The following is a 25,621-nucleotide window of genomic DNA, read 5'->3' as shown; positions in this document are numbered from 1 at the left end:
CGTTGGCGTCCCGGCCGCGCCGTGTCAAGCAGCGGCCCCCTCACGGCCGCGCCAGTCGCGTCTTGGCAACATGCACCGCCCCGCCAAAGATCAATCCCCAGACCGCCGCGCTGAGGCCAAAGATCGCCATGCCCGACGCGGTGGTCAGCAACGTGACCGCTGCCGCCTCCCGGTGCGCGGCATGCGACAGGGCCGCGGCGGTCGATCCGGCGAAGACGTTGATGAGCGCGACACCGGCCAATGTGCCCAGCACCAAAGGCGGCGCGGCTGCCGCGATGGCAGTGGTCGTGGCGGCAACGAGCCCAAAGATACAGTAAATGACCCCGGTCACGACCGCCGACCAGTAGCGCAGCGCCGGATCGGGATGCGAGTCCTCGTTGGCGCAGATGGCTGCCGTGATCGCCGCGAGGCAGGTGGCCGCCGCGCCGAACCCCGCACTCAGAACGCTGGCGCCGCCAACCGTTGTCAGAAGCGGCCCCGCCGGAGGGGTGAAGCCGTAACTGCGCAGCACGGCAGTGCCGGGGATATTCTGCGTCGCCATCGTGACGATGAAAAGCGGCACTCCGATGCCCAGAACCCCGGCGAGGCCGACCTGCGGCATCACCAGTTCGGGCCGGGTGAGCAGATGCCCCGGAAGGGCGATATCGCCTCCTGTCGCATGAAATGTCACCGCCAGCGCCGCCAGAACCGCAGCAGGCACTGCATAGTGGCGGTTCACCAGACCCGCGACAAGCCAGACCGCAACAATCGGGATGGCGGTGGATGGTGTTTCCGCGACGGCCTGGAACGGCACGAGGCAAAGCGGCACGAGCACCCCGGCCAGCATCGCCTGGGCAAGATGCGCCGGGATCATGGTGATGAGCCGCCCGAGCGGTCGCACCAGCCCGGCCAGCACGGTCAAAAGCCCGGCGACGAGGAAGCCGAACACCGCTTCCGAGAACCCGCCCGCCGCCGCCGGCGTGACCGCCAGCAGCGCAACGCCCGGTGTCGACCACGCCACGCTGATCGGCTGGCGATACCAGAGCGACAGCGCGATCCCCGCCAACCCCATCGCGATCGCCGCGGCCATCAGCCCCGAAGCCGCTTGCGCCGGCGACGCGCCGACAGAGCCGAGCCCTTGCAGCACGATCGGAAACGAGCTGAAAAAGCCGACGATTGCGGCGACGAAGCCCGTCGAGATCGTCTGCGGCGGTGGAGGCGAAAATGACACGGCGCGGCGCGATCCGACTTGTTTCAGGACCGCGCTTTCCTAGAGCCTGCGCCGGGCCGGAGCAAGGTCGCCGCTCTTAACCGACGTGGAACAACGTCGAAAAAAGTTTCGGATCAAGGCTTTCGGCGGCAAAGAGTTCGCCTTCGGTAAGCACCGAAACCGCATCGTGACTGTGCAGGCTCTCCTGATGGCTCGCCAGAACACGGTAATCGCCGATACGCGGATCGGCCTGCAACTGCTGCGCAAAAAGCCGCGCCGCGTCCTCAACGAAAATCGGATTGGCGGCGTTCAACTCGGCAAAGGCCTGTTCATCCTCGCGCTTGACCATCACCTGCGTTTCAGTCGGCACGGCGGCGCGGCACATATCGATCAAATCCTCGAACCAGAGGCATTTGCCGTCCAGAACCTCGACCGAAATCCGCGCAACGGAGCGCTGTGAATGGGGCGTGGCCAGTTGCCCGCGCGTGCGGCGGGCGTGTTCGGACAGCTCCAGCGAACAGGGGCAGGTCGAGCTGTAGACAAAATCGAGATGCAGGATACTGCGCCGCACGCCCCCGCTGTCGACGAGCTCCAGCGCGATGTCGTAATACTGATACCCCGACAGCCCGGAGCGCAGGCTATCCATCCGCATGGGGAAGGACAGGCGCATGTTGATGCGCGCATCGAAAGCGTCGAGATCGCTTTTGTAATCGTCGAGCGCCGCTTCGATCACCCCGAAACTGAACGTCTTTTCCGCATGGGTATAGAAGGACCGCATGATGCGGCTCATATTGATGCCTTTCTTGTCGGCATCGAGGCTGACGGTCCCGGTCACGCTGGTTTCGAGCACCACATCGCCATTATCGCGCGTGTGATAGCTGATCGGCAGACGGAAATTCGAAATTCCGACATGCTGGATATTCCGGTTCGCCCCACGGATGAGCGCCGCCGGCCCGTTCTGCAGATCGGGCAGACCGGCCCGATAGGCGGCATCGACGCGGAACGCATCGGGATAATCGCGCAGGAAATCGGGATAGGCCATGCCTGCCGAGGACGCTTCGGAGAGCGCATCCGGAAAACCCGCCTGCCCACCGTTACGGGCCGCCCATTGCCGAAGCACCGCAACGGCCGCCTCCGCGTCCTCGCGCGTGGGCTCTCTACTGATATCGCTTGCGTGAGCGTTCATATGCAGGCTCCCCTTGCCCGGGCGGCACCCACCGAACATAAGCACGGCAGGTATGATTTCCAACATATTACGCAGGCCGCGCCCGTTCGGATCACCTACGCCTGATCAAACCGCGTCCAGCGCGGACAGAATATCATCGATCAGGTCCTCGGTATCCTCGATCCCGACTGAGAGGCGCACCAAACCGTCACCGATCCCGAGATCCGCCCGCCGCTCCGCCGTCAGACGCTGATGCGTCGTCGTGGCGGGATGCGTGACGATGCTCTTGGCGTCACCGAGATTGTTGGAAATGAGCACGATTTCCAGCGCGTTGAGAAAGCGGAACGCCGCCTCCTTGCCACCGACAAGTTCCAGCGCCAGCATCGTGCCGCCGGAGCCCAGCTGACGCCGCGCCAGATCGGACTGCGGATGGCCCGGCAGACCGGGATAGATCACCTTTTCAAGCGCATCATGCCCATTGATCGCCTCGGCAATCGCCTGCGCCGAGCCGGCCTGCGCTCGCACCCGCAGATCGATCGTCTCGAGCCCCTTCAGCTGCACCCAGGCGGTGAAAGGCGACATCGATCCACCGGTATGCTTCATATAAGGCTCGACAACGCCGCGAATATGCTCGCGCTGCCCAAGGATCACCCCGCCAAGCGTGCGCCCCTGCCCGTCTATATGCTTGGTCGAGGAATAGACCACGACATCCGCACCCTGCTCGACCGCGCGGGAAAATACAGGGGTCGAAAAGACGTTATCCACAATGACCACCGCATCCTGCGCATGCGCGATCTTCGCGACGGCCTCGATATCGACCAGATCGAGCGTCGGGTTCGACATCGATTCAAAGAAGACCGCCTTCGTATCGGGCCGCACTGCCGCGCGCCACGCATCCAGATCGCTGCCATCGACCAGCGTGACCTCGACCCCGAACCGGGGCAGGATTTCCTCCACAATATACAGGCATGATCCGAACAACGCCCGCGCCGAGACCAGATGATCGCCGGCCTTCAGCATGGATGTCAGCGCCCCGTTGACCGCCGCCATGCCGCTGGCAGCGGCGAAAGCGTCTTCCGCGCCTTCCAGCAGCGCCATGCGTTCCTCGAACATCGCAACCGTCGGATTGCCGTAGCGGGCATAGATATATTCATCCGGCCCCGATGACACGAAACGCTGCTCGGCCTGCTCAGCGCTATCGTAAACGAACCCCTGGGTGAGGAAGATCGCTTCGCTCACCTCGTTCCAGCGACTGCGCCTGGTGCCGCCATGAACCATGCGCGTACGCGGTTTCCTGTTTTCCATCCTGTATCCCCTCGGCCTGCGCCAAAATAAGTAAAGCCCCGTTCCGGCACGGCGAAAGGGGGCTTTCGGCAGGCCTTTTAGCGGAGTGTTTAACGTGGCCCGCAATCCGGTAACAAATCGCCACAACGCGTGCATACCGCCCGGAACGCCGAGAATCAAGGCGCCGACTTGCGCTTCTTTGGGCCTCAAATACCTCGGAGGTCTGGAGGCAGAGCCTCCAGATTTTCAGTCGACTGAAAATCCCGGACGCGTCGACGCGTCCGCGCGCCTAGAACGGCACATCGTCTGCCGCACAAATGAACCGCGCGACGACTTTTTTCGTGCCGGCCTTGTCGAATGCGATTTCCAGCTTGTCTCCCTCGATCCCCTGAACCGCGCCATAGCCGAACTTCTGGTGAAACACCCGCTCGCCCAGCGCGTAGGACGAGATCGCTGTCGCATCGATCACGGTGTTGCGCGCCTCGGACGGCTGGCTGACCGGCCTTTGGGAGGCCCGTGCCTGCAGGCGCCGCCAGCCCGGCGAGTTATAGACATTCGCCTCGGCTGCCTTTTCGTGCAGATCCGACCCGGCCATCATCTGCATCGCCGGAGACGCCATGCCGGCAGCACCATAGCCGCCGCCATAGAGCCCCGGAGGGGTCAGCACCTCGACATGATCTTCATCCAGCTCGTCGATAAAGCGGGACGGCAGCGCCGATTGCCATTGCCCGAAGACGCGGCGATTTGCGGCGAAGGAGATGGTGCAAAGCTCCTCGGCGCGGGTGATGCCGACATAGGCAAGCCGGCGCTCCTCTTCGAGCCCCTTCACACCGCTTTCATCCATGCTGCGTTGCGACGGGAACAGCCCGTCCTCCCAACCCGGCAGGAACACGGCGGGAAATTCAAGCCCCTTGGCGGCGTGCAGGGTCATGATCGACACCTTCTCGCCATCGCCGCCCTTGTCGTTATCCATGATCAGGCTGACATGCTCCAGGAACCCTTGCAGGTTCTCGAATTCCTCGAGCGCCTTGACAAGCTCCTTGAGGTTTTCCAGTCGCCCCGGCGCTTCGGGCGTCTTGTCGTTCTGCCACATCGCGGTATAGCCGCTCTCGTCGAGCACCTGCCCGGCGAGTTCGACATGACCGACATCGTTCGTCATGCGGCCCCAGCGGGCAAGGTTGTCCACAAGCCGGGCCAGTTCGGTGCCGCCCTTGCCCTTGATCAGGCCCTGCTCCACGGCGTGCCGCGCCCCGTCGACAAGGCTCGTGCCATTCGCGCGAGCGACCGTCTGGATGGTCTGCTGCGCCTTGTCACCAAGCCCGCGCTTGGGGGTGTTCACGATCCGCTCGAAAGCCAGATCGTCGTCGGGCGACACGACAAGCCGGAAATAGGCCATCGCATCGCGGATCTCCATCCGCTCATAGAAACGCGGGCCGCCGATCACGCGATAGGGCAGACCGATGGTCAAAAACCGATCCTCGAAGGCGCGCATCTGGTGCGATGCGCGCACGAGGATCGCCATCTCATCGAGCGACATGGCCCGCATGCCGCGCGTGCCCGCCTGCATCGCCTCGATTTCCTCACCGATCCAGCGCGCCTCTTCCTCGCCATCCCAATGCCCGATCAGGCGGACCTTCTCGCCCTCCTCCGCGTCCGTCCAGAGTTCCTTGCCCAGCCGCGAGGCATTGCCCCGGATGACCGAGCTTGCGGCGGCCAGGATATGCGGCGTGGAGCGGTAATTCTGTTCGAGCCGCACCACATGCGCGCCCTCGAAATCCTTCTCAAAACGCAGGATGTTGCCTACCTCGGCGCCGCGCCAGCCATAGATCGACTGATCGTCATCACCGACGCAGCAGATGTTCTTGTGCGAAGAGGCCAGCAGTCGCAGCCAAAGATATTGCGCGACATTGGTGTCCTGATACTCATCGACCAGGATGTATCTGAACCAGCGTTGATACTGTTCGAGCACATCGGGGTGCGCCTGGAAAATCGTGACCATGTGCAAAAGCAGGTCACCGAAATCCACCGCGTTCAGTTCGATCAGCCGTGCCTGGTAGAGCGCATAAAGCTTCGGCCCCTGCTGGTTGAACGCACCCGCGTCGGCCGCCGGCACTTTGTCCGGCGTGATCGCCCGGTTCTTCCAGCCGTCGATGATCCCCGACAGCATTCGGGGCGGCCAACGCTTTTCGTCGATGCCCGCGGCCTGGATCAGTTGTTTCATCAGACGCAGCTGATCGTCGGTATCCAGGATCGTGAAGTTGGATTTAAGCCCCACCAGTTCCGCATGGCGGCGCAGCAGTTTCACACAAACCGAGTGAAACGTGCCGAGCCACGGCATGCCCTCGACCGTTTGACCCAGCGTGCGGCTGACGCGCTCTTTCATTTCGCGCGCGGCCTTGTTGGTGAAGGTCACTGCGAGGATCTCGTTCGGGCGCGCGCGGCCGGTGCTCAGCAAATGCACGATTCGCGTGGTCAGTGCCTTTGTCTTGCCGGTGCCCGCGCCGGCCAGCATCAGCACCGGACCGTCCAGCGTCTCGACCGCCTCGCGTTGCGCGGGGTTGAGATCGTCCAGATAGGGTTGCGGGCGCGCGGCCATGGCGCGGGCGGAGAGGCTGGCGTTCTCGAACGCGTCCAATTCATCGAAACTGCTCATGGCCGCCAAGATAACCCCGGATGCGGCGAAGTAAAAGATGTTCCGATAATGTTCACATGAACCGGCCACCGTTTCCGTCGACGGAAACGGCCGGATTTTCGGAAAATCCGGTTCTGGACAAACGCGCGGACCTGCCCCCAAATGCGGCGCATGGATCACCATGCCCGCTATCCCGCTGTCAGCGATCTGAAATCCCGCGCGAAGCGGCGGGTGCCGAAATTCGTCTGGGAGTATCTGGACAGCGCGACCGGCACCGAAGCAACGCGTCGGCGAAACCGGGCGGCGCTCGACAGGGTGCTGTTCACGCCGTCGATCCTGCATGGCGAAATCGCACCCGACCTGCGCGCGCGGCTATGCGATCAGGACTATGCGCTGCCATTGGGTATCGGCCCCGTCGGAATGTCGGGATTGATCTGGCCCGATGCCGAACGCAGGCTCGCCCGCGCCGCGGCGGCGGCGCAGCTGCCCTATTGCCTGTCCACCGTCGCCACGCGAAGGCCCGAGGATGTGGCCCCCTGTCTTGACGGCAATGGCTGGTTCCAAATGTATCCGCCGCGCGACGCCGCGATCCGCACCGATATGTTACGCCGCACGCGAGATGCGGGGTTTGGCACACTGGTTCTGACGGTGGATGTGCCCGTAGCGTCGCGCCGCGAACGGCAGGTTCGTTCGGGTCTGACCACCCCTCCGCGCCTGACGCCACGGATCCTGGCGCAGATCGCAACGCGCCCGGCATGGGCCTTCGGGATCGCGCGAACGGGAATGCCGCGCATGCGGCTGATTGACGATTACGCCGGCCAGATCACCGGGCTGAGTTCGACGGAACATGCAGGCTACCTGCTGCGCACCTCGCCCGATTGGGATTACTTGCGCTGGCTGCGTGATGCCTGGGAAGGCACGTTTTTCGTCAAGGGTGTGCTCGATCCGGCGGATACCGAGCCGCTGGAGCGTGCTGGTGTCGATGCAATCTGGCTGTCGAACCATGCCGGACGGCAATTCGATGCCGCCCCTGCCCCGATCGAGGTTCTTCCGGCGATGCGGGAGAGGACCGATCTGCCGCTCATTCTGGACAGCGGCATCGAAGGGGGGCTCGATATCCTGCGCGCCATCGCGCTTGGCGCGGATTTCGTGATGCTTGGCCGCGCGTGGCATTACGCGCTGGCCGCTTTGGGCGATGACGGTCCGGCGCATCTAACCGACGTTTTGCGTAAGGACATCGAAGCAAATCTCGGCCAACTTGGCGCGAAACGCCCCGACGACCTGCGCGGCGCGGCGCGCTTGTGGAGACCCGAACCACCAGATTGAAACAGGCACGCGCCCTATCTCGAACCCCAGAACTGACCCTGCGACAGGACCGATATCATGCCCGACTTCAAGAAAATCCTCATCGCCAACCGCGGCGAGATCGCCATTCGCATCATGCGGGCCGCCAACGAGATGGGCAAACGCACGGTCGCCGTCTATGCCGAGGAGGACAAGCTCGGCCTGCACCGGTTCAAGGCGGATGAGGCCTACCGCATCGGCGAAGGTCTGGGACCTGTCGCCGCCTATCTGAACATCGACGAGATCATACGCGTTGCCCGCCAGTCGGGCGCGGATGCGGTGCATCCGGGCTACGGACTCTTGTCCGAGAACCCCGATCTGGTGGATGCCTGCGACGCCAATGGCATCGCCTTCATCGGCCCGCGCGCGCAGACCATGCGCGCGCTCGGGGACAAAGCGTCCGCGCGCCAGGTCGCCATCGAGGCTGGCGTTCCGGTGATTCCGGCCACCGATGTGCTTGGCGACCATTGGGACGCAATTGCCAAAGAGGCCGAAGAGATCGGTTATCCACTGATGCTCAAGGCGTCCTGGGGCGGCGGCGGTCGCGGGATGCGTCCGATCAACGGGCCTGACGAGCTAAAGGAAAAAGTGCTCGAAGGGCGGCGCGAGGCCGAAGCGGCCTTTGGCAATGGCGAAGGCTATCTGGAAAAGATGATCACCCGCGCACGGCATGTCGAGGTGCAGATCCTCGGCGACAAGCAGGGCAACATCTATCACCTCTACGAGCGCGATTGTTCGGTCCAGCGCCGCAACCAGAAGGTCGTCGAACGCGCGCCCGCGCCGTATCTCAGCGATGCGCAGCGCGAGGAGATCTGCGAGCTTGGCCGCAAGCTCTGCGCGCATGTGAATTACGAATGTGCCGGCACGGTCGAGTTCCTGATGGATATGGAAACCGGCAAGTTCTACTTCATCGAGGTGAACCCGCGCGTTCAGGTCGAACATACCGTGACCGAGGAAGTCACCGGGGTCGACATCGTGCAGGCCCAGATCATGATCGCGGAGGGCAAATCGCTGGCCGAAGCGACGGGCAAGGCCAGCCAATACGATATCAAGCTGAACGGCCACGCGCTGCAAACGCGGATCACCACCGAGGATCCGCAGAACAACTTCATCCCCGATTATGGCCGCATCGCCGCCTATCGCGTCGCCACCGGCAATGGCGTGCGGCTTGACGGGGGCACGGCCTATTCCGGCGCGGTGATTACGCGCTATTACGATTCGCTTCTGGAAAAGGTCACCACCTGGGCGCAGACGCCGGAAAAGGCGATCGCCCGGATGGACCGCGCACTGCGCGAGTTCCGGATTCGCGGGCTTAGCACGAATATCGCCTTCGTCGAGAACCTGCTCAAGCACCCGACCTTCCTCAACAACCAATACCACACCAAGTTCATCGACGAGACGCCGGAGCTTTTCCACTTCGCCAAACGCCGCGACCGGGCGACCAAGGTGCTGACCTATATCGCCGACATCACCGTCAACGGGCATCCCGAGGTCGCGGGCCGCCCGCGCCCGGCCGAGGATCTCAAACCCGCGCGGGTGCCGAAACTGCGCACCGATACGCCCGCGCCCGGCACGAAAAACCTGCTCGACCGCGAAGGCCCGCAAGCGGTGGCCGACTGGATGGCGGCGCAGAAACAGGTGCTGATCACCGACACCACCATGCGCGACGGGCACCAGTCGCTTCTGGCCACCCGGATGCGCTCCATCGACATGATCAAGGTGGCGCCCGCCTATGCCGCCAACCTGCCGCAGCTGTTCAGCGTCGAATGCTGGGGCGGCGCGACATTCGACGTGGCCTATCGCTTCTTGCAGGAATGTCCCTGGCAGCGCCTGCGCGATCTGCGCGCGGCCATGCCGAATCTGATGACCCAGATGCTCTTACGCGGGGCGAACGGCGTCGGGTATACGAATTATCCCGACAACGTGGTGCAGTTCTTCGTCCGGCAGGCGGCCGAGACCGGCGTGGACGTGTTCCGCGTCTTCGACAGCCTCAACTGGGTCGAGAACATGCGTGTCGCGATGGATGCGGTGCTCGATACCGGGAAAATGCTCGAAGGCACGATTTGCTATACCGGCGATCTCAACGATCCGGCACGCTCCAAATACGATCTGAAATACTACGTCCAGATGGGCAAGGATCTGCGCGATGCGGGTTCGCATATCCTCGGGCTGAAGGACATGGCGGGCCTGCTCAAACCCGCCGCCGCTGGGCCGCTCATCACCGCGCTGAAGGAAGAGGTCGGCTTGTCGGTGCATTTCCACACGCACGACACGTCCGGCGCGGGGATCGCCACGATCATGGCGGCCTCCGCCGCTGGCGTCGATGCGGTCGATGCGGCGATGGATGCGCTGTCGGGCAACACGTCGCAACCGACACTGGGATCGGTCGTCGAGGTGCTGGAGCATACGGATCGCGCGACCGGGCTCGATATCTCGGCCATACGCGAGATCAGCAATTACTGGGAAGCCGTGCGCGGCCAATACGCGGCGTTCGAGAGCGGCCAGCAAGCGCCTGCCTCCGAAGTCTACCTTCACGAGATGCCCGGCGGGCAGTTCACCAACCTCAAGGCGCAAGCGCGTTCCATGGGACTCGAGGAGCGCTGGCACGAGGTCGCGCAGACCTATGCGGACGTGAACCGCATGTTCGGCGATATCGTCAAGGTCACGCCGTCCTCGAAAGTCGTCGGCGACATGGCGCTGATGATGGTCTCACAGGGCCTGACCCGCGCCGAGGTCGAAGACCCCGCCGTCGATGTCAGCTTTCCCGACAGCGTGATCGACATGATGCGCGGCAATCTCGGTCAGCCGCCGGGCGGATGGCCCGAGAAACTGCAGAAGAAAGTGCTCAAGGGGGAAACCGCTTTCACCGACCGCCCCGGCAAACATGCCAACCCTATCGATATCGACGCGGAACGCGAGAAGCTGAAAACCGAGCTTGAGGGGCGGCAGATCGATGACGAGGACCTCAATGGATACCTCATGTATCCCAAGGTGTTCCTCGATTACATGGGCCGCCATCGCACCTATGGCCCGGTCCGCACCCTGCCGACACGGACCTTCTTCTACGGCATGCAACCGGGCGAGGAAATCAGCGTCGAGATCGACCCCGGAAAAACGCTGGAGATTCAGCTACAAACGGTAGGCGAGACAAACGAGGACGGCGACGTCAAGGTGTTCTTCGAACTCAACGGTCAGGCCCGCATGATTCGCGTCGCCGATCGCAAGATCAAGGCCACGGCCGCCGCCCGCCCCAAAGCCAACCCGTCCAACCCCGACCATATCGGCGCTCCAATGCCGGGGGTCATTGCCAGCGTGGCCGTGAACGAAGGCCAGAAGGTCAAGACCGGCGATCTGCTGCTGACCATCGAGGCGATGAAGATGGAAACCGGCCTGCACGCCGAGAAGGACGCGGTGGTCAAGGCGGTGCATGTGCAAGCGGGCGGGCAGATCGACGCGAAGGATTTATTGGTGGAGTTGGGGTGAGGGATGAATCGCCTTAGACCTGTCCCTTAGTGCGGTCGATTTCAGTGAACGCCGGGCTCTCGGCGCCCTACCCAAATGCCGCTCGCATTCCGGCCATTCGCGAAATGGGCAAAATCGAGTTGCTGACCAACTAGTAGTGTGCGAGTCGAAGTGATCGTCTCGCGTCTCGATTTTCACCCGCTGAAGACTTGTAGACGATGTCTGTGCATTAGTTGAAAATTGGTTCGTCGGTTCCGATTATTGGAAGCGTGATATTTCCGTTGTCGTTGATACGAATATTGCGATCATCTGAATTTCTTGAAAGCACGCCAGCGCTTCGTGGAGCTTTAGTAATCTCATTGAAGGACATTCCACAAGTATTTATATACTCACATTGGAAATGAATGTGTGTCAGTACCAGCCCGCTCCGGGTGCGATCCGAACTAAGGTAAATGTCTGTTTTGTTCCAATCGTCTTGGCGGGTCTCGTCATGGATTTCGCATGAGGTCCAGACAACTGTCTTGTTAGAGAAGTCGTCGCGACTTTCACTAGAGGAACAGGTACCGCCTCTTCTATATATTGCCAAAAGCGCTTGGTTCAATTCCATACCATTGTGGAGCCCTTTGATTTGAATCACTTCGTTCCTCAGTGCCGGCAGGCGTGTCGGAGCCTGCGCTTGCGACAGCGTCTGAGACTGCGCTTTTGCAAGACGAGCCGCGGCGCTCAAGTCTGCATTGGCTTCGGTATGATCAATCATGTATTCGAAAGCAGCTTCATTAAAGGGGTCGTTAATTGCACGCAGGGCAAAGAAAGCAAGCCCCAAAAACACTGCAGCAGCGTTACCCACCATGCGAGCGGCACTAATCGGCTTTTTATTATTAAGAGGTGCCTTGAACCACAAAACGAGAAACGCGATTGGGACGAACGCAACCCAAGCCATGTGCCCGTTGCCATAGCTGTCAAGCGAGCGTGCAAGAGAAATTACGCCGTAAAGGTACCCGAATACCATCTGTGCAAACAAGACCGTAACGATAAACAACCATAGACCACTTGGTTGAATCACGTCGGAAAATATCAACGAAACCGTTAAAAATACAGAATGAAGAAAAAAAAGTCCGGTAACGGCCACAAAGTATGGAATCCGCCGAAGTGTCCACGAACTGCGTCGATGTATGAGCAGTGCCAGGGCAAATCCGAAAAGCAATATGCCTAAGTCCACCCAAAGCTCAATTCCGCTTTGAGCTAACAAACTAGTCGTAACGTCTTCGATCACTGGCCGCGCTTTCTTTTGCTATCTGTTCTGGTTTCTCGTGGCTACTGGTTCATCACTTTGGTGGCATCACGAGCCTTCCTAAGGTTTTGAACAACTAAGGCTAAGTGCACTGTCATGCGAAAATGCGTCTAAGTTATGGAGTTCGTGTGAAAAACGAAGCATGAGCGCAATCGTAACACGCGCAAGGTTTATCTCGTGAGCGAACCCACCCGCGTAGGTCGAATGCGCGACTAATAATCCTGAAGACCGCTTTCGCCAGTGGAGGCAGGCAATTTTACGATTGCGGCGAAGCAACACTTTTCGCTCTCACAGATCGCAACTGATATTATGTCTTGCCTATGAACGTTGCCCCTACCCCGCCCCAAAATTTTCCCCTTGCACCCCGCCGCAACACCCACTAAATCCGCGCATACCAGATTGGCAGCGCGGGCGTAGCTCAGGGGTAGAGCATAACCTTGCCAAGGTTAGGGTCGGGCGTTCGAATCGCCTCGCCCGCTCCAATCCGGTCAAAACGATGGCAGCGCGGGCGTAGCTCAGGGGTAGAGCATAACCTTGCCAAGGTTAGGGTCGGGCGTTCGAATCGCCTCGCCCGCTCCATCGGTTTCCTCTTGTCGAATGATATTTCAGCGGCGGCGCAGTTGCAGGGCCGGGAAGAGCACGAAGGCAAACTGTGCCAGCAGTCCAAGAGCCGATCTCGGAGTGGCATAGAGCGCCAGATGCGCCTTGAGCGTTCGGTCCGACATCCAGAGCGACACACCCGCCTCGCCAATCAGCACGCAGAACAAGGCAACACCGCCCATCGCAAGCCGAGCCGGCCACCGGGCCGCAACGCGAAACCGATGCAAGACCGCCGCACAGATCGCCCAGGCGGCTGCAAGGATGATCGGGATTTCGAGAGCCACCGCCCAAAGCTCTCCGACGAGCGGATGCAGCATGATCGTGCGCAGCACGCCCAAGGCAAAGCCCAGCATGAAAACCGCAAGCCCATAGGTCAGACCGGCTGTGATCGAGCGCGTCGTCATCGGCACCTCCGTTTCTCGAAAACCACCTTCTGCCGCCTTCTCTGTCAAGCGGACGTTCCTCGCTTGGCCCGGGCGCCCGCGCCGCCTATAAGGCCGCGACCATTCCGGGGAACCCTATGCGCAGCGCAACCATCACACGCAAGACAGCCGAAACCGATATCACCGTCGAGATCGATCTCGACGGCACGGGCCGCTATGACAATGAAACCGGCGTGGGGTTCTTCGATCACATGCTGGACCAGTTGGCCCGCCATTCGCTGATCGACATGACCATCCGGGCCACGGGCGATTTGCATATCGACGATCACCACACGGTAGAGGATACAGGCATCGCCCTAGGTCAGGCACTGGCGCAGGCGGCCGGGGACAAGCGCGGGATCGTGCGCTATGGCGCGTGCCTTCTGCCGATGGACGACGCGCTGGTGCGTGCGGCGCTGGATCTCTCGGGCCGGCCCTATCTGGTGTGGAACGTGGCGTTGCCGACGTCGAAGATCGGCACCTTTGATTGCGAATTGGTGCGCGAGTTCTTCCAGGCGCTCAGCACACATGGCGGCATCACGCTCCATGTGGACATGCTGCACGGCATCAACAGCCACCATATCGCCGAAGCCGCGTTCAAGGCGGTCGCCCGCGCGCTGCGCGATGCGCTGGAGACAGATCCGCGCAAATCCGATGCGATCCCCTCCACCAAGGGTGCCCTGTAAGTGCTGACAGCGATCATCGATTACGAAAGCGGCAACCTGCATTCGGCTGAAAAGGCGTTCCAGAAAATGGCGCTCGAAAACGGCACGGGCCAGATCGCGGTCACCTCCGATCCCGACGTGATCGCCCGCGCCGACCGCATCGTCCTGCCCGGAGACGGCGCGTTCCCGGCCTGCGCGAAAGCCCTGCGCGCTTCGGGCGCCTTCGCCGCGATGGTCGAGGCGGTCGAGGTCAAGGCCCGCCCCTTCCTCGGCATCTGCGTCGGCATGCAGCTCATGGCCCGTATCGGGCATGAATACGAAGAGACGATGGGCCTCGGCTGGATCGACGGCGAGGTCGAACGGATCACGCCGGGCGATCCGGCTCTCAAGGTGCCGCATATGGGCTGGAACGATCTGGTGATCGACGCGCCCCACCCCGTCCTCGATGGCATCGAAACCGGCGATCACGCCTATTTCGTCCACTCCTACCAGATGCGCATCGACAGCCCGGAGCAGCGGCTCGCCCATGCGGATTATGGCGGCGACGTCACCGCCATCGTCGCGCGCGATACGCGGATCGGCTTCCAGTTCCACCCGGAAAAAAGCGCGGCTGCAGGGCTGCGGATGATCGCCAATTTCCTGAGCTGGCGCCCCTGATGCCGTCTATGGCCCCGCCCTACTTCACGCGGCTCCAGGTCTGCTTGGAGCACAAAAGCCCGCCCGCGACACAGCCCGACAGATCCAGCGTGTCGCCGCGAAGCTGCATCTTGCCCATGTAGATCTTGTCATTCGACGGCCGCCAGACCCTGCCCTCGTATTTGCCGCCGCCCTGAGGCACCATATTGATCACCAGTGTCTTGCCGGTATTGGGCGAGGCGAACTCCCCCTGCGCATTGAAACTGCGCGCGATCACGCCGCAGACCATTTCGCCGCAAGGCACCATGCGAATATGCGCGTAATTGCCGTCATCCACTTCGGTCTGCCAAGTTCCATGCGCGGGATCGGCCAATGCGCCGCTCGCGGCGATTGTCAATCCGGCCGCCATCGTCATCCATTTCATCGCGGTTCCTCCCTTCAAAACCCGAGCCGATCCTCGCCCGCAACCGCGCGACCGATCAAGCCTGACGCAAGGTCGCGTTGCATGTATTTCGCCGCCATGCCAAAGCAACGCGCAAACAAACCCCGGAGCGCGCCCATGATCCTCTATTCCGCCATCGACCTGAAAGACGGCAAGGCCGTGCGCCTGCTGCGCGGCGATATGGAAAAAGCCACGGTGTTCAACGACGACCCCGCCGCCCAGGCGCAGGAGTTCGAACAGGCCGGCTGCGCATGGCTGCACCTCGTCGATCTGAACGGCGCCTTCGCCGGCGCGCCGGTCAACGCGGCGGCGGTCGAGGCAATCCTCGCGCAAACAAGCATCCCGGCGCAGCTCGGCGGCGGCATCCGCGACATGAAAACCATCGAAACCTGGCTGGACAAGGGCCTCGCGCGCGTGATCCTCGGCACCGTGGCCGTGGAAAACCCCGACCTCGTGCGCGAGGCCGCGCGCGTCTTTCCCGGCAAGGTCGCCGTCGGGATCGATGCGCGGGGCGGGCGCGTCGCCACCAAGGGCTGGGCCGAGGAAACGGATGTCATGGTCACCGATCTCGCCCGCTCCTTCGAAGATGCGGGTGTTGCCGCGATCATCTATACCGACATCAACCGCGACGGCGCGATGCAAGGCCCGAATATCGAGGCCACCGCCGCTCTCGCTCGCGCAGTCTCGATCCCGGTCATCGCCTCCGGCGGTGTATCGTCGCTGAACGATCTGATCGCACTGCGCGATTGCGGCGCGCAGCTGAATGGCGCAATCTCCGGCCGCGCGCTCTATGATGGTGCGCTCGATCTGAAAGAGGCGCTACGTGTGCTGAACGCGTGACCTTCCCGCATCTTCTCTTTACAAATACTCATATTCCAACGGTCTCCCCTTCCCAGACGCGAAACCGGATCGACAGGCCCGCCACATGCTGAAAACCCGCATCATCCCTTGTCTCGACGTCGCCGACGGGCGCGTCGTCAAGGGTGTCAACTTCGTCGATCTTCGCGATGCCGGCGATCCGGTGGATGCCGCCCGCGCCTATGACGCCGCCGGCGCCGACGAGATCTGTTTCCTCGATATCCATGCCACGCATGAAAACCGCGGCACGATGTTCGATGTCGTCACCCGCACGGCAGAGCAATGCTTCATCCCGCTCACGGTCGGCGGCGGCGTGCGCGGCGTCGCGGATGTGCGCGCGCTTCTGCTGGCCGGCGCGGACAAGGTGTCGTTCAATTCGGCCGCCGTCGCCAATCCGGATGTCGTGGCCGAAGCGGCGGATCATTTCGGCAGCCAATGCATCGTCGTCGCCATCGATGCCAAGACGGTCGCGCCCGGCAAATGGGAGATTTTCACCCACGGGGGCCGCAAACCCACGGGCATCGACGCGGTGGAGTTCGCCCGGACGGTCGCCGAGAAAGGCGCCGGAGAAATCCTGCTGACCTCGATGGACCGCGACGGCACCAGATCGGGCTTCAACCTGCCGCTCACCCGCGCGATCTCGGATGCCGTGAACGTGCCGGTGATCGCCTCGGGCGGGGTCGGCACGCTCGATCACCTGGTCGAAGGCGTAACGGAAGGCGGAGCCAGCGCGGTGCTGGCCGCATCGATCTTCCATTTCGGCGAACACACGATCGGGGATGCCAAGGCGCATATGGCCGCGGCAGGCATTCCGGTGAGGCTGTCATGACGCTTGACGATCTTGACCGCATCATCGCCGCCCGCGCCGGGGCCAGCGCCGAGGACAGCTGGACCGCCAAGCTGCTGTCCAAAGGGCCCGAGAAATGCGCCGAGAAGTTCGGCGAGGAAGCCGTCGAAGCAATCATCGAGGCCGTCAAGGGCGATCGTGCAGGGCTCACATCGGAAGCGGCGGATGTGCTCTTTCATCTGCTGGTCATGCTGAAATCCCGCGACGTGGCTTTGGCCGATGTCATGGCGGAGCTCGAACGCCGCCAGTCGCAATCCGGCCTCGCCGAAAAGGCCGGACGAGGCTAAGCCGCTTCGTCCCGCCTATCGTCCCATCAGGCGCGGAATTTCCACCTTCGGACAGCGGTCCATCACGACATCGACGCCGCGCGCTTCGGCTTTCGCCGCCGCGACGGGATGCCTGACGCCGATCTGCATCCATATCGTCTGCAAATCGGGAAACGCCTCCAGGGCCTCATCGACGATGGCCGGCACCGCTTCGGAGCGGCGGAAGATATCGACCATATCTATCGGCGCGTCGATCTCCGACAAGGTGGCGACGACTTCGGTGCCGAAAAGCGGCTCGCCTGCGTGGCCGGGGTTCACGGGGATCACCCGGTAGCCCTTGTCCAAAAGATAGCGTCCGACATAGTTGGACGGACGGTCCGGTTTCATCGATGCACCGACCAGGGCGATGGTTTTCGTCCGAGCCAGTATGTCGCGCAATTGATCGTCTGTATTCGTCATAAACCGAGCCTAACCTGCATGAGGACAAAGAAAAAGCGCCCAAGGAGACCTTGGGCGCCAGTGTTGGAACGAGGGACAGTGAAGAGGCTGCGGGCGTTCCAGACCCGCGCTCTGATCTTTAGATAGGCGGCCAATGCAGGATTTAAAGGCGATGCGCCGCATCGCCGATCACAAGCGCGTTAGCAGCGGTTTCGGGACGGCGGATCGCTCTGCCTCGGTCAGAGCATCCTGCAGCGTTTCATGCAGCCGCTCGGACGGATCCGCCCCTATGACTCGCCGCCTGCGATGCCAGAACACGATGCCCCAGCCGCGCCAGTTCCCGCGCGACGGGGCGGTGACATCCTGAACGAACCGCCTTTTCCAACCTTCGGGTAGCCGGAGCCCCGCGCCTTCGGAACGCTCCAGCATCCAGACGAACGGAATGTTCGATAGCGGCCGCGCCTCTTCGAAACCGCGCAACTGGCCGCCGATATCGCCATGCACGCCGCGAAACCAGACCTGTTCGAGCCGCCCGTTCCATTCGGGCGCGGAGGACCAGAGCACCGGCGCATAGGCCACCCGCCGTTCATGGTAGGCGAGCGCGTGAAAGCCATGCCGGATCGCGGGGCCGAGTTGATCGCTGTGGAACCCATGCCGCCGGTCGTTCAGATGCCACAAAAGTGGCAAGCGCAGTCCCAGCGCCTTCACCGTGTCCCAGACGCCGACAACCTCGATCACCGTGTCCGGGTGGCAGAAAAGTCGCGTGAAATCGCCCGCTGCCGCGCTTTCGGGAGCGTCGCGATACAGGCGATAGGCTTGGCGGATATTGCGCTCGGTCGCATGTTCGGCCTGCAGCAAGCCGATACTGTCGATCACCCCGGCAAGCGACCGCACGGCAAAGGCGCCTCTCGAATAGCCGAAGAGAAAAATGTGGTCGCCCGGACGGTATCGCGAGGCCAGATAGCCATAGGCCCGCTTGATCTGCCGATTGATGCCCCGCCCCAGCATGATGTCCGAGAAGCTGCGCCAATCCTCCCATTGCAGCCCGTTTTCGTAATAGAGCGAGATCTCCCCGTTCAATTCCTGCAACAGCCGATACAATAGCCCCGCATTGGTTTCATGCCCCGGATCGAGTGAGGACAGCGTTCCATCAAGTATGACAACATGATCGCGCGGCCCGCGCCGGGGGGCGATCCGGGAATGATCCGAGGTGAAGCGTTTGCGGAACCAGCCGAGAACGGCATTGACCGCGCGGGATGGGCGCATGTTTCAGAACACTCCACGCCGGACACGCAATCGTGCAGGCGGTATACCGCGCTGTTGGCTGGAACCGGATCGTCGGCCGCCTATGTCGGACAGCGCCTGCGATGCCCGGTTTTGCGAGTCTCTTTCGCCTGTTCTGAGCAAGCTTGCGTCGGTCCTTTGCACAGGTCTGCCTTCGTCTGCTTCATGCGCAGACTAGCCGGCCATGCGGTCTTGTCGAGAGCCCGATTGTTCTTCGGGCAGTTCCACAACGCGCCTCAGCCCGTATCCGTTGAAATGGGTGGTCAGCGTCTGGGCATAAGCCCCTGCCCCGTCGAGGAGGATGTAATCGTCCTCCTGCACATGCATTGGCAGATGCCACGGCATGGGCAGACAATCGAGACTGTCGCAGGTCGGCCCGAACACCGTAAAAGGCGCCGTCCGACCAGAGCGCACCGAGCCTTTCGGCGAGAGGACGACGAGCCGCGCCGGAGGCGCCAGATCGCGCCATTCGCCAAGCGCGCCGTAGAGCCCGTCATTCAAGGTTACCGCGTCGACCGTCCTCGACTTGATACGCAGCAGCAAACACATGGCCGGTGCCACCATACCGCGCCCCGGCTCGCACCAGAGCACGGGGCCGTTCGGACCGAAGGCGGCCTTGGCCGCGGCTTCAATCGCCTGAAAGATGCGCGTCAGCCTTTCCGGCCTGTCTCCGACCAGCGACGGGAACCCGCCTCCGACATTGAGGCTTTGAAGACGAACGTCGGCGCGTTTCGCAACCTCGGCACCCGCTGCGATATAGTCTTGCCACGCACCGGCATCGGTGCATTGGGTGCCGGGGTGAAAGGTGATTGCCGGGCGGCAGCCCATAATAGACACCTCGCGCAGCAGCGATGCCGCAAGCTCTGGCGTGGCCCCAAACTTGCTGCCGAAATCATAGACCCCGCCGGGGCGTGGCAAGGAAAGCCGCACCGCGATTTCGGTATCAGAGGGCAAATCCCCGAGTTTGCGAAGCTCGGAAAGGCGATCCACCGACCACGAGGCTACGCCGAACCGCTTGGCCTCGGCGATCTCGGCGTTCGAACGGATCGGGTTGTGATAATGCAGCCGCGCATCCGGTGCGATGCGGCGCACGCGATGCATTTCCTCCACGGACGCGACATCGAACGTATCGACCCCCGCCAGCGCCAGATACCGCAGCACCACTTCGTCGGGGTTTGCCTTGACGGCATAGCTGACGCGGCCGGGGAAGCCTGAAAGGAACCGTTGCGCTTGCGTCGCGAGGGCGTCCGGATGCAGAAACATCACCGGCTCATCGGGCAACTCGCGGCGGAGATAAGCCACGGCACCCGAGACACTGCCTCTCGGTATCATTTGAAATTCTGCATCATGCTTTGCCTGCATCGTGACCTCGCGTATTGGACTATTCCCAGCCTGACATGGAAACCTGTCGATTTAACCGCGCAGATGTGACAGTTTGACAGGAAAGCTCCGGCTATATGACGAAACGTTTGGACAGATGGACGAAACGGATCAGAAACTCGTCTCCTTGCTCACCGAGAATGCGCGGCTTCCCGTTGCCGATCTCGCGCGCCGGCTCGGCATCGCGCGCACCACGGTTCAGGCCCGGATAGAGCGGTTGGTCGCTCGCGGTGCGATTGCCGGTTTCACCATTCGCAAAGGCGCGGCGCACGAGCCTCCGATCCGCGCGACCGCGCTCGTGTCCATTGCGCCGCGCACCGCCGCAGAGGTCTTGGCGCGGCTCAAAACCCTGCCGAACGTGCGCAGCGTTCACACCGTATCGGGGCGGGTCGATCTGATCGTGGAACTGAGCGCGGACAGCACGGACGAACTTGACCGCACGCTCGACGTGATCGCCGAGGCGCGCGGTGTGAAAAGCTCGGAAAGCCTCATTCACCTGAGCACGAAGCTCGACCGGCGGAGGTAGGTTGCGTGTTCTGGCCGTCAGATCTTCTGCGACATCCCCCTACTCTTCTTCCGCCGTGCTGTATTTCTGGATCAGCCCCGATTGCGCGATGAAGAAGAAAAACAGCGCGCCGGTCAGCACGAAGGTTTCGAAATAGACCCAGACCTCCGTGCTCTGCGTGCGCCAGACCGCCTCGTTCGCGGCTGCAAGGAAAAAGAAGAACGCGGTCATGCGTCGGGTCAGGATCATCCATCCTTCCTGCTCCATCGGAAGCAGCTCGCCCATGACGACGCGCAGATAACTTTGCCCGCGCAAGAGCCCGATCGCAAGAACCCCGCCCAGCAGCGCATAGACCATTGTCGGCTTCATCTTGATGAACCGATCGTCATTCAGCCAGACCGTGAGGCCGCCGAACACCACGACCAGAACCGCAGTGACGATCTGCATCCGGCTGATATGCCCCGTCAGCCACCAAAGCACGCCCATAGATGCGAGAATGACCGGAATGAAGGCAGCAGTGACGATAATAAATCCCTCGTAATCCGTCCCGCGAACGGTGAACACGTCTTCCTTGACCCAGAGATAGGCGACGAAGAACCCGATGACCGGACCCAATTCCAGCGCGGTTTTGGCCCATTGGGGAAGTTGTTTGCGTGCCACGGGTTCAGCCTCCGATTTCGACGATGACCGCCCCTAGCGCAATCAAGGCCATGAGCGCAATCCTGCGCGGTCCGACGGTTTCTTTCAGAAACAACCAGCCGATGATGGCGGCGAAGACAGTGGAGGTTTCGCGCAGCACCGCCGCCTCGCCGACCTGATCGAGCCGCGTGGCCATCATCACCGAGCCGAAACTGGCAAAGGCGATCACGCCGCCGATCACGCCGCGCAGCGCAAGCGGCGGCAAGGCGGGTCGGTAGGTCATCGAGCGGTAGCGCAGGCCCGCGAGTATCGGCATCGCGATCCCGTCGAGCATGAAGAACCACGCGAGGAACGTGAAGGGGTCCGCGGTTGCGCGGATACCGTAGGCATCGTAGGTCGTATAGAGCGCCACGAAAAGTCCGGTGGCGAACGCAAGGCCCAGCGCGGCCGGGAGCGTTTCGCGCGCGGTTCGCAGGTAGGCGAGGTTGTAGACCGCAAGCCCGAAGATGCCGAGGAGCAGCACGCCAAGGCCGGACCACTGCACCCAGGAAAATGTCTCGCCGAAGATGATATAGGCGCCGATCACCGCGAAAAGCGGACCCGTGCCGCGCACGACCGGGTAGACGACGGTGTAGGCGCCCTTGGTGTAGGCCTGCGCCTGAAGCAGCTTGTAGCCGAGATGGATGATGAAGGCGCCGGCAAAGATGGGCCACATATGCGGCTCCGGCCAGGGCACGACGAAAAGCGCGAAAGGCGCCGCCATCAGCCCGTAGCTGGCATCGATCGCGCCGCGCGACAGCCAGGGATCGTGCCGGCCCTTTTGCAGCGCGCCGAAGATCGCGTGCAGCAGCGCGGCGGACAGCGCGAGCGCCAGGGCAAGCTGATGGCCCGCTTCGGTGCCTTCGAGGGACAACAGCCACGCGCTCATGGGGTGGTGTCTGGGCTCTGGAAGATTTCATGGGGGCCAGCCCCCATACCCCCGAGGTATTTGAGGCCCAAAGAAGCCATCAGGCGGCGATGCCGGTCAGCGCGGCGGCGAATTCCTTGGGATCGAAAGGTTGCAGATCGTCGATCTGCTCGCCGACGCCGATGGCATGGATCGGCAGCCCGAACTTGTCGGCCAGCGCGACCAGCACGCCTCCGCGCGCTGTGCCGTCGAGTTTCGTCATCACGAGGCCGGAGACATCGGCGAGCTTGCGGAAAGTCTCGACCTGGCTGAGCGCGTTCTGGCCGGTGGTCGCGTCGAGCACCAGAAGGGTGTTGTGCGGTGCGCTTGGATCCTTCTTGCGGATGACGCGGACGATCTTGGCCAGTTCCTCCATCAGATCGGCGCGGTTTTGCAGACGCCCGGCCGTGTCGATCATCAGCAAATCCGCGCCATCGGCTTGCGCACGCGTCAGCGCGTCGAAGGCAAGGCTGGCCGGGTCCGATCCTTCGGGGGCGGTGAGGACCGGAACGCCGGCGCGTTCGCCCCAGACCTGCAACTGCTCCACGGCGGCGGCCCGGAACGTGTCGCCGGCGGCGATCACCACGTTCTTGCCGGCGGCGTGGAACTGGCTGGCCAGTTTGCCGATGGTCGTGGTCTTTCCCGAACCGTTCACGCCAACGACCAGCACCACCTGCGGTTTGCTGGGATAAAGCGGAAGCGGGCGCGCCACCGGCTCCATGATGCGTGCGACCTCGGCGGCGAGGATTTCCTTGATTTCGCGCGCCGAGAGTTTCTTGCCGAACCGGCCTTCTGCGATATTGGCGGTGACGCGCAGCGCGGTATCGACGCCCATATCGGCCTGGATCAGCAATTCCTCAAGCTGTTCGAGCATGTCGTCATCGAGCTCGCGCCGAATTTCCGACGGTGCGCTGTCGCGTTTGAGGAGCCGGTCGAGCAGGCTCGGTTTGGTCTCCTGGCGAACCGGGGAATCCTTCAGCGTGACCGGCCCGCCAGGGGGCGCGGAGGGAGGCGGCACTTCGGTTGGCGGGGCGGGCGGGGCTTCGGGCGGCGAGGACGGGACGGGATCGTCCGGTTGGGGCGCTTCGCGCGGCGGCTCGCTGGGCTGGGGATCGGGCTGGTTCGGCACGTCGCGTTTCGGCGGGCGCACCGGCTGCGGTGGCAGATCTGGCTCCGGCACCTCCTCGGGCGCGGGCGGGGTGACGGGGGCGTCGGGCGGCTCCGACACCGGATCGGGCTCGGACGGCGGCGAGATATCCGGACCGGGGCCGGGATCTGGCTTCGGATCGGGTGCCGGGGCGGGCGGGATCTCCGGCTCAGGCGTTTCCTGCGCACCTTCGGAGACGATCGCGTCCAGCCCCTCGTCGAGCTTCGACGAGGATTTGAAGAGTTTGGTTTTCAGCTTGCCGAAAAAGGACATGGGCCTGCCTTCGCGTTGAGACATATGTCCTTCTGAGTTAGTGGCTCGCGCGGCAAGATGGAAGGCTCGGGGCTAAAGCTCTTCTGGGAAGTGCCGGATCGTGGACCGGATCGGGTTCGGCGCCGCCTGCCCCAGACCGCAGATCGATGCATCCGCCATCGCGGTGCAGAGCTCTTCGAGCATCGATTGGTCCCAGCGCTTCGCCTGCATCAGCTTGACTGCCTTTTCGCAGCCCACGCGGCAAGGGGTGCATTGACCGCAGGATTCATCTTCGAAGAAACGCAGCATGTTGAGCGCCGCCGCGCGGGCGCTGTCCTGATCCGAGAGTATGACCACCGCTGCCGAGCCAATGAACGATCCGTGCGGCTGCAGCGTGTCGAAATCGAGCGGGATGTCGTCCATCGAGGCCGGCAGGAGGCCAGAGGACGGACCGCCGGGTTGATAGGCCTTGAAGGCGTGCCCTTCGGCCATGCCGCCTGCGGCATCAATGATATCGAGGATGGTGGAGCCGGCTGGCAGCAGGTAGACGCCGGGTTCGGCCACGCGCCCCGACACCGAATAGGAGCGCAGACCTTTGCGTCCGTTCTTTTCGGTGGCGTTCAGACAGTCGGGACCTTCGCGGCAGACGCGGGCGACCCAGTGCAACGTTTCGACATTATGCACGAGTGTCGGACGACCGAAGATGCCGACCTGCGCGACATAGGGCGGGCGATGGCGTGGCAGGCCGCGCTTGCCTTCGATGGATTCGATCATCGCGGATTCTTCGCCGCAGATATAGGCGCCCGCGCCGCGCCGCAGGTCGATATAGTCTTGCGGAACGATCCCGGCATTTTCCAGCGCAGCGATCTCGCGGCGCAGGATTTCGAGAACCGCCGGATATTCATCGCGCATGTAGATGAAGCAGCGATCCGCTTCGATCGCCCATGCGGCGATCAGCATGCCTTCGAGGAACGTATGCGGCTCACGCTCCAGGTAGTAGCGATCCTTGAATGTGCCGGGCTCGCCCTCGTCGCCATTGACGGCGAGGTAACGCGGCCCGGCACCGGCGCGAACGAAGCCCCATTTCCTGCCAGACGGAAACCCCGCGCCGCCCAGACCGCGCAAACCGCTTTCCAGCACCTTGTCCTGCACCGCCTCCCAATCGCCGTTCTCGCGCAGAGCCGAAAGCGCCTCGTAGCCGCCGCTCGCGCGGTAATCGGCAAGCGGCTGATAGTCCGGCACATGGGCATGCGTGTCGCCCGCGGCGATAGCAGCCTGAACCTTTTCGGGCGTCGCGTGACCGATATGATGATGTCCCAGTTCCAGCACCGGAGCAGTGTCGCAGCGGCCCATGCAGGGCGCGCGCAGCACGCGGACCTCCTGCGGATCGAGCCCGTCTTCGAGCGCCGTTTTCAAGGCCTGCGCACCGGCGAGCTCGCAAGACAGGCTATCGCATACACGGATGGTCAAGGCGGGCGGTGGGGTTTCGCCCTCTTTCACGATGTCGAAATGCGCATAGAACGAGGCGGTCTCATAGATCTCGGCCATGGACAGGCGCATCAGTTCGGCCAATGCGCGCAGATGTGCCGCGCTGAGATGGCCATACGCGTCCTGGATGAGGTGCAGATGTTCGATCAGCAGATCGCGCCGGCGTGGGCGGCCCTCCAAGAGCTCCGCAACCTCGGCGAGCGCCTCGTCGGTGTATTGCCGCCCCTTGGGGGTCACGCGGCCCTTCCCGCGCCCGGATTTCCAGACCCCCTTGCGTTCGTCGAGCGCCATGTCGCATCTCCCGTCTTTTGCGGAACAGTGGCATGGCGGGCGGGCGAAGACGAGCCTGAAAACGACGGCCAAGGCGATCCCTGCGCCTGGGTCGCCTTATGTGGGGCGCTTTGGCCCTTTGAACCGGAAACGCTTTCCTTGTAGGCTG

Annotated in this window: 22 protein-coding genes, 2 tRNA genes and 1 riboswitch; of the genes, 10 read left to right on the top strand and 14 right to left on the bottom strand. The window is 62.7% G+C overall.

Annotated elements, in window-relative coordinates; translation table 11 throughout:
• Window positions 1-40 precede the first annotated feature (40 nt).
• The 4 genes from M3465_RS08405 to M3465_RS08390 all read right to left on the bottom strand — a co-directional run bounded on the left by M3465_RS08405 (window position 41) and on the right by M3465_RS08390 (window position 6,291).
• Complete coding sequence (locus M3465_RS08405; RefSeq protein WP_283255000.1) at window positions 41-1,237, bottom strand: benzoate/H(+) symporter BenE family transporter; 1,197 nt, start codon at window positions 1,235-1,237, stop codon at window positions 41-43.
• A 49-nt stretch (window positions 1,238-1,286) separates the two neighbouring features.
• Window positions 1,287-2,375: a GTP cyclohydrolase FolE2 gene (gene folE2, locus M3465_RS08400; RefSeq protein WP_249501290.1), complete on the bottom strand. Its 1,089-nt coding sequence runs from the start codon at window positions 2,373-2,375 to the stop codon at window positions 1,287-1,289.
• A 105-nt stretch (window positions 2,376-2,480) separates the two neighbouring features.
• Window positions 2,481-3,659, bottom strand: a complete 1,179-nt coding sequence (gene metZ / locus M3465_RS08395) for an O-succinylhomoserine sulfhydrylase (protein WP_249501289.1) — start codon at window positions 3,657-3,659, stop codon at window positions 2,481-2,483.
• Between the two features lie 57 nt (window positions 3,660-3,716).
• Window positions 3,717-3,793: riboswitch (SAM riboswitch) on the bottom strand.
• A gap of 134 nt (window positions 3,794-3,927) precedes the next feature.
• Window positions 3,928-6,291 (bottom strand): ATP-dependent helicase, encoded by a 2,364-nt coding sequence (locus M3465_RS08390; RefSeq protein WP_249501288.1) that lies wholly within the window; start codon window positions 6,289-6,291, stop codon window positions 3,928-3,930.
• A gap of 141 nt (window positions 6,292-6,432) precedes the next feature.
• Here M3465_RS08390 and M3465_RS08385 point away from each other — a divergent pair, with 141 nt between their 5' ends.
• Together M3465_RS08385 and M3465_RS08380 are read left to right on the top strand one after the other, a co-directional pair.
• The gene (locus tag M3465_RS08385) at window positions 6,433-7,596 is read left to right on the top strand and encodes an alpha-hydroxy acid oxidase (protein WP_249501287.1); all 1,164 of its coding nucleotides are present in this window, start codon (window positions 6,433-6,435) and stop codon (window positions 7,594-7,596) included.
• A gap of 57 nt (window positions 7,597-7,653) precedes the next feature.
• Complete coding sequence (locus M3465_RS08380) at window positions 7,654-11,097, top strand: pyruvate carboxylase (RefSeq protein WP_249501286.1); 3,444 nt, start codon at window positions 7,654-7,656, stop codon at window positions 11,095-11,097.
• A gap of 208 nt (window positions 11,098-11,305) precedes the next feature.
• Here the strand turns inward: M3465_RS08380 and M3465_RS08375 are convergent, their stop codons facing one another.
• A complete protein-coding gene (locus M3465_RS08375) occupies window positions 11,306-12,349 on the bottom strand; it encodes a hypothetical protein (protein ID WP_249501285.1) in 1,044 nt (347 codons plus the stop codon).
• Between the two features lie 425 nt (window positions 12,350-12,774).
• Between M3465_RS08375 and M3465_RS08370 the strand changes: the two genes are divergently transcribed.
• Both M3465_RS08370 and M3465_RS08365 read left to right on the top strand, forming a co-directional pair.
• A tRNA-Gly gene (locus M3465_RS08370) sits at window positions 12,775-12,849 on the top strand.
• Between the two features lie 22 nt (window positions 12,850-12,871).
• Window positions 12,872-12,946, top strand: a tRNA-Gly gene (locus tag M3465_RS08365).
• Between the two features lie 26 nt (window positions 12,947-12,972).
• Here the strand turns inward: M3465_RS08365 and M3465_RS08360 are convergent.
• The gene (locus tag M3465_RS08360; protein ID WP_249501284.1) at window positions 12,973-13,371 is read right to left on the bottom strand and encodes a hypothetical protein; all 399 of its coding nucleotides are present in this window, start codon (window positions 13,369-13,371) and stop codon (window positions 12,973-12,975) included.
• Window positions 13,372-13,487: 116 nt separating this feature from the next.
• On the opposite strand from M3465_RS08360, the gene hisB reads away from it, so the two are divergent.
• The gene (gene hisB / locus M3465_RS08355) at window positions 13,488-14,075 is read left to right on the top strand and encodes an imidazoleglycerol-phosphate dehydratase HisB (protein WP_249501283.1); all 588 of its coding nucleotides are present in this window, start codon (window positions 13,488-13,490) and stop codon (window positions 14,073-14,075) included.
• A complete protein-coding gene (gene hisH / locus M3465_RS08350) occupies window positions 14,076-14,711 on the top strand; it encodes an imidazole glycerol phosphate synthase subunit HisH (protein WP_249501282.1) in 636 nt (211 codons plus the stop codon).
• A gap of 19 nt (window positions 14,712-14,730) precedes the next feature.
• Here hisH and M3465_RS08345 read toward each other — a convergent pair whose 3' ends face one another.
• The gene (locus M3465_RS08345) at window positions 14,731-15,114 is read right to left on the bottom strand and encodes a DUF2147 domain-containing protein (RefSeq protein WP_249501281.1); all 384 of its coding nucleotides are present in this window, start codon (window positions 15,112-15,114) and stop codon (window positions 14,731-14,733) included.
• Between the two features lie 135 nt (window positions 15,115-15,249).
• Here M3465_RS08345 and hisA point away from each other — a divergent pair, with 135 nt between their 5' ends.
• The 3 genes from hisA to M3465_RS08330 all read left to right on the top strand — a co-directional run bounded on the left by hisA (window position 15,250) and on the right by M3465_RS08330 (window position 17,124).
• Complete coding sequence (gene hisA / locus M3465_RS08340) at window positions 15,250-15,972, top strand: 1-(5-phosphoribosyl)-5-[(5-phosphoribosylamino)methylideneamino]imidazole-4-carboxamide isomerase (RefSeq protein WP_249501280.1); 723 nt, start codon at window positions 15,250-15,252, stop codon at window positions 15,970-15,972.
• Window positions 15,973-16,057: 85 nt separating this feature from the next.
• Window positions 16,058-16,819, top strand: a complete 762-nt coding sequence (gene hisF, locus M3465_RS08335; protein ID WP_249501279.1) for an imidazole glycerol phosphate synthase subunit HisF — start codon at window positions 16,058-16,060, stop codon at window positions 16,817-16,819.
• Complete coding sequence (locus M3465_RS08330; RefSeq protein ID WP_249501278.1) at window positions 16,816-17,124, top strand: phosphoribosyl-ATP diphosphatase; 309 nt, start codon at window positions 16,816-16,818, stop codon at window positions 17,122-17,124. The genes hisF and M3465_RS08330 overlap by 4 nt, the downstream gene beginning before the upstream one ends.
• Before the next feature lie 15 nt (window positions 17,125-17,139).
• Here the strand turns inward: M3465_RS08330 and M3465_RS08325 are convergent, their stop codons facing one another.
• From M3465_RS08325 to M3465_RS08315, 3 genes are all read right to left on the bottom strand, one after another.
• Complete coding sequence (locus tag M3465_RS08325; RefSeq protein WP_249501277.1) at window positions 17,140-17,562, bottom strand: CoA-binding protein; 423 nt, start codon at window positions 17,560-17,562, stop codon at window positions 17,140-17,142.
• 168 nt (window positions 17,563-17,730) lie between these two features.
• The gene (locus M3465_RS08320; protein ID WP_249501276.1) at window positions 17,731-18,807 is read right to left on the bottom strand and encodes a T6SS phospholipase effector Tle1-like catalytic domain-containing protein; all 1,077 of its coding nucleotides are present in this window, start codon (window positions 18,805-18,807) and stop codon (window positions 17,731-17,733) included.
• 192 nt (window positions 18,808-18,999) lie between these two features.
• Window positions 19,000-20,088: a type III PLP-dependent enzyme domain-containing protein gene (locus M3465_RS08315; protein WP_249501275.1), complete on the bottom strand. Its 1,089-nt coding sequence runs from the start codon at window positions 20,086-20,088 to the stop codon at window positions 19,000-19,002.
• A gap of 214 nt (window positions 20,089-20,302) precedes the next feature.
• Here M3465_RS08315 and M3465_RS08310 point away from each other — a divergent pair, with 214 nt between their 5' ends.
• On the top strand, window positions 20,303-20,731 hold the full coding sequence (locus tag M3465_RS08310) for an Lrp/AsnC family transcriptional regulator (RefSeq protein WP_249501274.1): 429 nt from the start codon (window positions 20,303-20,305) through the stop codon (window positions 20,729-20,731).
• Between the two features lie 39 nt (window positions 20,732-20,770).
• On the opposite strand, the gene M3465_RS08305 is transcribed toward M3465_RS08310, so the two are convergent.
• From M3465_RS08305 to M3465_RS08290, 4 genes are all read right to left on the bottom strand, one after another.
• Window positions 20,771-21,370, bottom strand: coding sequence for an inner membrane-spanning protein YciB (locus tag M3465_RS08305; RefSeq protein ID WP_249501273.1), 600 nt, complete (start codon window positions 21,368-21,370; stop codon window positions 20,771-20,773).
• A gap of 4 nt (window positions 21,371-21,374) precedes the next feature.
• Window positions 21,375-22,277: an EamA family transporter gene (locus M3465_RS08300; protein ID WP_249501272.1), complete on the bottom strand. Its 903-nt coding sequence runs from the start codon at window positions 22,275-22,277 to the stop codon at window positions 21,375-21,377.
• 79 nt (window positions 22,278-22,356) lie between these two features.
• Window positions 22,357-23,715: a signal recognition particle-docking protein FtsY gene (gene ftsY, locus M3465_RS08295; protein WP_249501271.1), complete on the bottom strand. Its 1,359-nt coding sequence runs from the start codon at window positions 23,713-23,715 to the stop codon at window positions 22,357-22,359.
• Window positions 23,716-23,787: 72 nt separating this feature from the next.
• Window positions 23,788-25,473, bottom strand: a complete 1,686-nt coding sequence (locus M3465_RS08290; protein WP_249501270.1) for an NAD(P)H-dependent oxidoreductase subunit E — start codon at window positions 25,471-25,473, stop codon at window positions 23,788-23,790.
• Between the last annotated feature and the right edge of the window lie 148 nt (window positions 25,474-25,621).

The organism is Marivita sp. GX14005 (genome assembly GCF_023370775.1).
Taxonomy (GTDB): domain Bacteria; phylum Pseudomonadota; class Alphaproteobacteria; order Rhodobacterales; family Rhodobacteraceae; genus Marivita.
This window is presented reverse-complemented; position numbering and strand designations above follow the sequence as displayed.